Below are 8,384 nucleotides of genomic sequence, written 5' to 3' on the forward strand. Positions count from 1 at the left end.
AGCAGCTGGCGGGCCAGCGGACGGTGGGTGGGCAGCTTGGACTCGACGAGGGTGATGGCCTGGGCCACGGCGGCGCGATTCGAGGCGCGCACTCCTTCGGCGAGCGCCGGGACGTCGATCTTGCGGGGCATCGTTGCTTCCTTCTGGTTGGAGTACTACGGAGCGCACGCTCCGGGGTGTGAAAGCGCCACGGGCGGCCCGAGCGAACTCGAACCGCCCGAGGCGATCAATCAACAACCTGGATCAGGCATGCTGAACACTCAGGCGTCCATGGCCTTGCGCATCTTGTCGAGCAGGCTGACGGCACACACCGGGATGTTGGTGCCCGGCGGGTAGATGTCGACGGCACCGGCCTTGCGCAGGTCTTCGAAATCCTGCTCGGGGATGACGCCACCGACGACGATCAGGCGACGGCCCGATCAGGCATCCATCTGCTCACGCAGTGCCTTGAGCAGGCGCGTGGCAGCATCCGGGATGTTCGTGCCGGGCGGGTAGATGTCGATGGCACCACCCTGGCGCAGCTCCTCGAAGTCACCCTCGGGGATCACGCCGCCGACCACGATCAGGATGTCGGACCGGCCAAGCTTGTCGAGCTCGGCGCGCAGCGCGGGCACCAGCGTCAGGTGTCCGGCTGCCAGCGAGGAGACGCCGACCACGTGCACATCGGCCTCGTTGGCCTGGGCAGCAGCCTCCTCGGGGGTCTGGAAGAGCGGGCCCACGTCCACGTCGAAACCAAGGTCGGCGAAGGCCGTGGCGATCACCTTCTGGCCTCGGTCGTGACCGTCCTGGCCCATCTTCGCGATCATGATGCGAGGACGACGACCCTCGTCCTCCTCGAAGGCCTCCACGGCCTTGCGTGCCTCGTCCATCTGGCTCGAACCCTCCGACTCCTTGGAGTAGACACCGCTGATGGTGCGGATCTGGGCGGTGTAGCGGCCGAAGACCTTCTCCAGTGCGTCCGACAGCTCACCCAGGCTGGCCTGGGCGCGCATGGCGTCGATGGAGACCTTGAGCAGGTTGCGCTCGGGATCGGTCGGGTCGGGATTCCCCGCGGCCCAGGTGACCTTCTCCAGGGCTGCCTGGCAGGCGGCCTCGTCACGCTCGGCACGCAGCTTCTGCAGCTTGGCGATCTGCTCGGCACGCACGTGGGCGTTGTCGACCTTGAGCACCTCGAGCGGCTCGGGGTTCTCCAGCTGGTACTTGTTGACGCCCAGCACCGGCTGGCGGCCGGAGTCGATGCGCGCCTGGGCGCGGGCTGCGGCCTCCTCGATGCGCATCTTCGGGATGCCCTGCTCGATGGCCTTGGCCATGCCACCGGCCTCCTCGACCTCCTGGATCAGCGCCCAGGCCTTTTCCGCGAGCTCCTGGGTGAGCTTCTCGACGTAGGCCGAACCGGCCCACGGGTCGATGACGCGCGTGGTGCCCGACTCCTGCTGGATGAACAGCTGGGTGTTGCGGGCGATGCGCGCGCTGAAGTCGGTCGGCAGGGCGATGGCCTCGTCGAGCGCATTGGTGTGCAGCGACTGCGTGTGGCCCTGGGTGGCGGCCATGGCCTCCACACCGGTGCGGATCACATTGTTGTACACGTCCTGCGCGGTCAGCGACCAGCCGGAGGTCTGCGAGTGGGTACGCAGGCTCATCGACTTGGGGTTCTTCGGGTCGAACTGCTTGACCAGGCGGGCCCACAGGATGCGCGCGGCGCGCATCTTGGCGACCTCCATGAAGAAGTTCATGCCGATGGCCCAGAAGAAGCTCAGGCGGGGAGCGAACTGGTCCACGCCCAGGCCCACGGACTCGCCGGCGCGGATGTACTCCACGCCATCGGCCAGGGTGTAGGCCATCTCGATGTCGGCCGTCGCGCCGGCCTCCTGCATGTGGTAGCCGGAGATCGAGATCGAGTTGAACTTCGGCATGTTCGCGCTGGTGAAGGCGAAGATGTCGGCGATGATCCGCATCGACGGCAGCGGCGGGTAGATGTAGGTGTTACGAACCATGAACTCCTTGAGGATGTCGTTCTGGATCGTTCCCTGCAGCTGCTCGGGCTTGACGCCCTGCTCCTCGGCCGCCACCACGTAGAGGGCGAGCACCGGCAGCACCGCGCCGTTCATCGTCATGGAGACCGACATCTGGTCGAGCGGGATTCCGTCGAAGAGCTGGCGCATGTCGAGGATCGAGTCGACGGCCACGCCGGCCATGCCCACGTCGCCGGTCACCCGCGGGTGGTCGGAGTCGTAGCCGCGGTGGGTGGCGAGGTCGAAGGCGATCGACAGGCCCTTCTGGCCGGCCGCGAGGTTGCGGCGGTAGAAGGCATTGGACTCCTGCGCGGTGGAGAATCCGGCGTACTGGCGGATGGTCCACGGACGCGAGGTGTACATCGTCGCGTACGGGCCGCGCAGGAAGGGCGGCAGGCCGGGCATGGTCTCCAGGAAGTCCATGCCGTCATAGGCCTGCTCGTCGTAGGACTGCTCGACGGGGATCAGCTCCGGCGTCGTCCAACGCTCGACGGACTCGGAGACCTGCGCCAGCAGCTTGTCGAACTGCTCGGCGGCGTCGGCCGGGATGGCCTGGGTGCCGAGCTCGACGGAGTCGAAACGGATCTGTTCGGGCTGGTTGCTCACTTGGAGGCTCCCAACGTCTCGAGGATGGTGCCGAGGGTTGCGACCACGTCCTTGCCCATGGCAATGGTGTCGTCGATGACGCCCTCGGCCTGTGCGGCGTCGTCACCCAGTTCCTTCAGGTTGCCGGCGAGCATCACCGTGGTGGCTCCGGCCTCCTTCAGGGCCTTGGCGACGGGCAGGCCCAGGTCTGCGTAGACCTTGGCGCTGGAGCACAGGCAGGCGATGGTGCTGCCCGACTCCTTGAAGGCCGCCACGATCTGGTCCACGTCGGTCCCCTCCGCCTGGGGGGTCGTCAGACCCGCCACATGGAAGAAGTTCGCCGCGAAACCCTCACGGGCACCGAAATCACGACGGGCACCCAGGCAGGCCAGGAAGACCTTGGCGTCGGGGTTGTCGATCGCGCAATCGCGCAGGCCCTCGAAGACCTCGGAGTCACGGTGCCATTCGATGCCGGCGCGCTCGGGCGCCTCGGGGCGGGGCGTGAACTTGATGGCGGACTCGGTGTGGTTCGGGAACTCCGAGACACCGGTGATCGGCTGCTTGCGGGTGGCCAGGCGCTTGGCGCGCTCGGCGATCACCGGCTCTAGCTCCTTCATCGCGAGACCGTCGACGACGGCCTTCGCCATGCCACCGGCTGCCTCGATGGTGCCCAGCACCTTCCAGGCGGCCTCGGCCAGCTTGGTGGTCAGCGTCTCGACGTACCAGGAGCCGCCGGCCGGGTCGTTGACGCGGCCGATGTTGGACTCCTCCGCCAGCACGATCTGCGTGTTGCGGGCGATGCGGCGGCTGAAGTCACCGGGAAGGCCCCAGGCGGTGTCGAAGGGCAGCACCGTGATCGCCTCGGCGCCACCGATGGCGGCACCGAAGGTGCTGATCGTGCCGCGCAGCATGTTGACATAGGGGTCGTCGCGGGTGATCTCGCGCCACGAGGTGACCGCGTGCTGGCGGGCGCCGCGCTTGGACTCCGTCACGCCGAAGGCCTCGCCGATGCGCGACCAGCAGGTGCGCAGCGCACGCAGGCGGGCGATGGTGGCGAACTGGTCGGTCGTGGCCGAGACGCGGAAGTTGATCGTCTCGAAGGCCTCGTCGACGCCCACACCCTGGCTGGCCAGGGCCCGGACGTACTCGACGCCGGTGGCCAGTGCGTAGGCCAGCTCGTGGACGTCACCGGCGCCGGCGTTGTGCCAGATGGTGGCGTCGACCACGATCGCGCGGCTCTTGGGCATGCCCTCAAGGCGCTTGACCCAGTCGGCGAGCTTCGACAGGTCCGGGGTGCCACCGTTGAGGGCGGCCAGGCCGATCGGGTCGAGGCCCAGGTTCAGGCTGAGGTGGTTCTTGGGCTTGTCGCTGCCCTCGTAGACGCCCAGCAGGGCCTCGGCGGCGGCCTCTTGGTCGGTGCGGCTGGAGACCTCGACCTTGACCAGCTCGAGCATCACGTCGGCCAGGTCGTCGGTGAGGTCCTTGGCGGCGATGGCGTCGGGGTCCAGGCGCAGCCACAGGCTGGTGACACCGCGCTCCAGGTCGGCCAGCACGGCCTTGCGGGTGTATTCCGCATTGCCGTCCTCGTGGAGGGCGCGCACGTCCCAGGCATCCATCTCGCCATTGCGGACCGTCGTGCCGCGCGTGAAGGGGGCGACACCGGGGGCGCCGAGTTTCTCGGGTGCGTCGGCCAGGGTGTAGATCGGCTCGATCTCGATGCCGTCCACCAGGCTGGTGCGCAGGCGCGAGATCGACTGCTCGCCACTGAGTTGCTTGTCTTCGGGTCGCCCGCGGTTGAGGACCTTGGCGACAGCTGCCTGCCACTGGTCCATGTCCGGCTTCGCGAAGTCGCCGGCGAGCTTCAGCTCGCCTGCGCCGACGCGGGCGTCCGGCTCGATCGTTGTCATGGGACTCCTGCTCCGATGAGGGTGTCGTCGCCCGTGTGGACGACCTGACGTTGTGCTCCTCGGCCTGTGACGCCCCGCACCTGGCTGGCGCGGTGCCTGCTGGCAGGTCTTCGGACTCATGGGCGCCTCACTCCCGGGGGAGTGCCTTCCTCGGCCACCGCTTCCCAGGCCAGGCCCAGTGCTTGACGTCCGGTCCACGATCACTCGCGGGCCCGACGGGTGGCGTCGTTCCCATTCACCGCTGCGGGACAGTTCCGGTCTTGCACCGGATTCCCTCTTGCGACGACCTGCCGGAGCAGGCCGAACCAGCAATGCCAAGACTACCCGGGGCAAGGTCCGCGTGGGCAGGAGGGGCCATGATTTCCCAATGTGGCCAAACCACAGGTGAATTGCTTGTGAAATAGATCACAAGTCGGTGACCAGCCCAGATGTCGATCGGCCCCGGATCCCGCGTGGGGAACCGGGGCCGATCCTCGCGCCAGGGCAGTGGCTCAGGCGACGTAGGGCGTCAGGGCGGCCGCCAGCCGGGGCAGGGCCTCCTCGACACAGCCCTTGGCCTTGCCGCGGATCGGCTTGTAGACCTTGGCCAGCGCGGCATTGTCGGGCGAGGCCGCCTTGGCGTCGGCGAGGGCCAGCAGCGCGTCGGCCACCTCGGAGGAGCGGCTCGACAGGTAGCTGCCGAAGTCCTGCCCGCCCTTGGCATCCCAGTAGGGGGCCAGGGCGGCGGCGATCTCGGGCAGCATCGCGTCGGTGGCCTTGGGGACGATGCCCTCCTTCATCTTCTTCGCGCTGGCGAAGGCGGTCTTGAGGGCCATCCCGCCCAGACCGCTCTTCGACTCGACCTCCTGGTCGATCACGGTGGACAGCGACTGCACCACCTGGGGGCGCTTGGCGGGGTCCAGCAGGGAATCGGTGAAGCTCATGGCAAGCCTTTCGCTCGGTCTGTGGCCGGGCTGGAGCCCTGGGGCCACGGGCGGACAGGTGCATTCTTGCAGCTGGAGCCGTGACGAGGCGCCCCGCGACCCCCCGCCTGATCGCCCGGATCAGGCGGGCGAGAGCTCGACGAAACGCACGTCGCCAGCCAGCAGGTCCACCACGGCCAGCCGGTTCACCAGGCTGCGTCCCTGCCCCAGCAGCAGCTTGACCGTCTCGGCCGCCTGCCAGGCTCCTGTGAGGGCCGGGGTGGCGCCCATGATGTCCAGCGGCTCCGGTGCCTCGGTGGGGTGTGGCACCACCTGCTCCCACTGGACCTGGCCGGGGGCGAAGACGCTGAGCACCGCCGTCCAGGCATCGATGGCCGCCCACACCCAGGGCACCCCCGCGGCACGGCAGGCCTGCGAGATGGCCTGGCGCGAAGCGGCCCGGTCGGTGCAGTCGACCACGACATCATGGCCTGCCACCAGTTCCACGTCCTCGGCGGTGAGCCGGTGGGCCAGGGCAGTCACCTCGGCGCCGGGGGAGAGGCGTCGCATCCGCTCGGCCGCCAGCTCCACCTTGGAGCCACCGAGCTGGTCGGCGGTGAACAGGGTCTGGCGGTTCAGGTTGGAGGCCTCCACCACGTCGTCGTCGAGCAGCGTGAGGTGCCCGATCCCCGACGAGGTCAGCGCCGGGATCGCGCCGGCACCCAGGCCGCCGCAGCCCACGACGAGCACGCGGGCCTCGGCCAGGCGTCGCTGGCCGTCGCTGCCCATGATCCGCCGCTGGCGGTTCCACTGTCCCTCGAGGGTCATCTCAGCACTCACCCAGCCCGACCCACTCGGTGCTGCCGTCGGTGAACTGCTGGTGCTTCCACACCGGCACGCGCACCTTGATCCGGTCGACCAGCGCCCCACAGGCGGCGAAGGCCTCGGCGCGGTGGGCGCTGGCGCAGGCGGCGACCAGGGCGACGTCACCCACCACCAGGTCGCCGACGCGGTGCTCTGCCCAGGCAGTCACGCCGAACTCCTGCTCCACCTCGCGCACCACGGCCTCGAGGGCCTTGGCCGCGTCGGGGTGCGCGCTGTAGGCGAGTGCGGTGACGCCCCGCCCGTGGTCGTGGTCGCGCACCACTCCCTCGAAGAGGACGCAGGCACCGTCCTTGGAACCGGTGACGCCGGCCCGCGCGGCGTCGACGTCCAGTGGAGTCGTGCTGACTGCTGCATGCATGGGTGCGAGCCTACTGTGCATGGTGAGATTCCACGGAGTGGGCCGTAGAATGTCGGGCATGACCTCCGCAGCGCTCGTCGACCGCTTCGGTCGCACGGCACGGGACCTGCGACTGTCGGTGACCGACGTGTGCAACCTGCGCTGCACCTACTGCCTGCCCGAGACCGGCATCAGCTGGTTGCCGCGCACCACGATCCTGACCGCCGACGAGCTGGTGCGACTGGCCCACGTCGGCATCGAGCACTGCGGCATCACCAAGATCAGGCTGACCGGGGGCGAACCGCTCACCCGGCCCGACCTGGCCGAGGTCGTGCGCGGCATCGCCCTCGCCCACCCCGAGACCGAGATCGCACTGACCACCAATGCCGTCGGGCTGGCCGAGCGGGCCGAGGAACTGGCCATGGCAGGCCTCCACCGGGTGAACATCTCGCTCGACACCGTGCACGCCGAGACCTTCCGCCAGATGACCCGACGCGACGGACTGGACCGCGTCCTGGACGGGATCCGTGCCGCCGTCGCCGCCGGGCTGGGGCCGGTCAAGATCAACTCCGTGCTGATGGCCGGCGTCAACGACCACCAGCTGCTCGACCTGCTCGACTTCTGCCTCGACCACGGCTCCGAGCTGCGCATCATCGAGCAGATGCCCATTGGTGCCACCCGCGACTGGGCGCGCGAGAACCTGATCAGCGCGACGATGATCCGGGCCATGATCGAAGAGCGCTACCAGCTGCGCGAGATCCCCGGCCGCGGCCCCGCCCCGGCCCAGCGCTGGGAAGTGCTCGACGACGGCCGCCTGATGGGCAGCGTCGGCATCGTCGCCTCGGTCACCGAGCCCTTCTGCGGCAACTGCGACCGCACTCGGATCAGCGCCGACGGCCAGCTGCGCTCATGCCTGTTCTCGCACACCGAGACCGACCTGCGCGGCCCCCTGCGCAGCGGTGCCAGTGATGCCGAGCTGGCGGCCCTGTGGGCCGGAGGCATGTGGACCAAGCCTCGCGCCCACGGCAGCGATGCCGGCGGCTTCGGCGAGGACTTCGAGCAACCCGCACGAGCAATGAATGCGATCGGAGGATGACCATGCAGATCAGGTGGTTCGCCGGAGCGGCCCAGGCCGCCGGCGTCACGCAGGAGGAGGTGGACGCCGCCCAGCAGGGCAGCGTCAGCCAGGTGCTGGTGGGACTGCGCCCGGGCGTGGCGCACGTGCTGCCACGCTGCTCCTTCCTGGCCGACGGCCGCAGCCTGGCAGCCGACGACCCGTGGCCCGACCAGGCCGCCGTCGTCGACGTCCTGCCGCCGTTCACCGGCGGCTGAGGTGACCCGGGCCCGCATCGTGGTCGTCTCCGACCGCGCCGTCGTCGACCCCGACGAGAACCGCGCCGGGCCGATCCTCGCAGAAGCACTGGAGCGGCTCGGGTGCACTGTGCAGCAGCAGGTCGTGGGCGCTGACCAGCGCCTGGTGCGCGTGGCCCTGACCGAGGCAGTGGCCGAGTCGGACGTGGTGCTCACCACGGGCGGCACGGGTATCCGCCCCGGCGATGTCGTGCCCGACGTGACACGCGAACTCGGCCTGGACGAGCTGCCCGGCATCAGCGAGGAGATCCGGCGCCGCGGTGCGGCCAAGACCAGCGTCAGCCTGCTCTCGCGGGCCGTCGCCGGGCTGGTGACGGCCGCGCACGGCCGGGTGCTGGTGATCAACGCCCCCAGTTCCCGCGGGGGAGCGCGCGATGTCGCGGGG

8 protein-coding genes and 1 riboswitch are annotated in these 8,384 nt (G+C 69.4%); of the genes, 3 read left to right on the plus strand and 5 right to left on the minus strand.

Annotation, left to right across the window (positions count from 1 at the left end; genetic code table 11):
- Window positions 1–419 precede the first annotated feature (419 nt).
- The 5 genes from scpA to ACHFFZ_RS16320 all read right to left on the minus strand — a co-directional run bounded on the left by scpA (window position 420) and on the right by ACHFFZ_RS16320 (window position 6,649).
- Window positions 420–2,618, minus strand: coding sequence for a methylmalonyl-CoA mutase (gene scpA, locus ACHFFZ_RS16300; RefSeq protein ID WP_394277643.1), 2,199 nt, complete (start codon window positions 2,616–2,618; stop codon window positions 420–422).
- Window positions 2,615–4,504 (minus strand): methylmalonyl-CoA mutase small subunit, encoded by a 1,890-nt coding sequence (gene mutA / locus ACHFFZ_RS16305; protein ID WP_394277644.1) that lies wholly within the window; start codon window positions 4,502–4,504, stop codon window positions 2,615–2,617. Before mutA ends, scpA begins: the two co-directional genes overlap by 4 nt.
- 83 nt (window positions 4,505–4,587) lie before the next feature.
- Window positions 4,588–4,829, minus strand: a riboswitch (cobalamin riboswitch).
- Between the two features lie 166 nt (window positions 4,830–4,995).
- On the minus strand, window positions 4,996–5,427 hold the full coding sequence (locus tag ACHFFZ_RS16310; RefSeq protein ID WP_394277645.1) for a DUF6918 family protein: 432 nt from the start codon (window positions 5,425–5,427) through the stop codon (window positions 4,996–4,998).
- Between the two features lie 120 nt (window positions 5,428–5,547).
- Window positions 5,548–6,234 carry a HesA/MoeB/ThiF family protein gene (locus ACHFFZ_RS16315; RefSeq protein WP_394277646.1) on the minus strand — a complete coding sequence of 229 codons (687 nt, stop codon included), beginning with the start codon at window positions 6,232–6,234 and terminating at the stop codon, window positions 5,548–5,550.
- Window position 6,235: 1 nt separating this feature from the next.
- On the minus strand, window positions 6,236–6,649 hold the full coding sequence (locus ACHFFZ_RS16320) for a molybdenum cofactor biosynthesis protein MoaE (protein ID WP_394277647.1): 414 nt from the start codon (window positions 6,647–6,649) through the stop codon (window positions 6,236–6,238).
- Window positions 6,650–6,707: 58 nt separating this feature from the next.
- Here ACHFFZ_RS16320 and moaA point away from each other — a divergent pair, with 58 nt between their 5' ends.
- The 3 genes from moaA to ACHFFZ_RS16335 all read left to right on the plus strand — a co-directional run.
- Window positions 6,708–7,724 (plus strand): GTP 3',8-cyclase MoaA, encoded by a 1,017-nt coding sequence (gene moaA / locus ACHFFZ_RS16325; protein WP_394277648.1) that lies wholly within the window; start codon window positions 6,708–6,710, stop codon window positions 7,722–7,724.
- Window positions 7,725–7,726: 2 nt separating this feature from the next.
- Window positions 7,727–7,960: a MoaD/ThiS family protein gene (locus ACHFFZ_RS16330; protein ID WP_394277649.1), complete on the plus strand. Its 234-nt coding sequence runs from the start codon at window positions 7,727–7,729 to the stop codon at window positions 7,958–7,960.
- Between the two features lies 1 nt (window position 7,961).
- Window positions 7,962–8,384: molybdenum cofactor biosynthesis protein B (locus tag ACHFFZ_RS16335; protein WP_394277650.1), on the plus strand; the 423-nt coding region annotated here is incomplete at its 3' end.

Source organism: Luteococcus sp., assembly GCF_043424415.1.
Classification (GTDB): Bacteria; Actinomycetota; Actinomycetes; order Propionibacteriales; family Propionibacteriaceae; genus Luteococcus.

Excerpts from the sequence above, each read along its gene's own strand:
- ACHFFZ_RS16320 (WP_394277647.1), bottom strand. The coding sequence starts at position 6,649 with ATGCATGCAGCAGTCAGCACGACTCCACTGGACGTCGACGCCGCGCGG.
- ACHFFZ_RS16315 (WP_394277646.1), bottom strand. The coding sequence starts at position 6,234 with ATGACCCTCGAGGGACAGTGGAACCGCCAGCGGCGGATCATGGGCAGC.
- moaA (WP_394277648.1), top strand. The coding sequence starts at position 6,708 with ATGACCTCCGCAGCGCTCGTCGACCGCTTCGGTCGCACGGCACGGGAC.
- ACHFFZ_RS16330 (WP_394277649.1), top strand. The coding sequence starts at position 7,727 with ATGCAGATCAGGTGGTTCGCCGGAGCGGCCCAGGCCGCCGGCGTCACG.
- mutA (WP_394277644.1), bottom strand. The coding sequence starts at position 4,504 with ATGACAACGATCGAGCCGGACGCCCGCGTCGGCGCAGGCGAGCTGAAG.
- ACHFFZ_RS16310 (WP_394277645.1), bottom strand. The coding sequence starts at position 5,427 with ATGAGCTTCACCGATTCCCTGCTGGACCCCGCCAAGCGCCCCCAGGTG.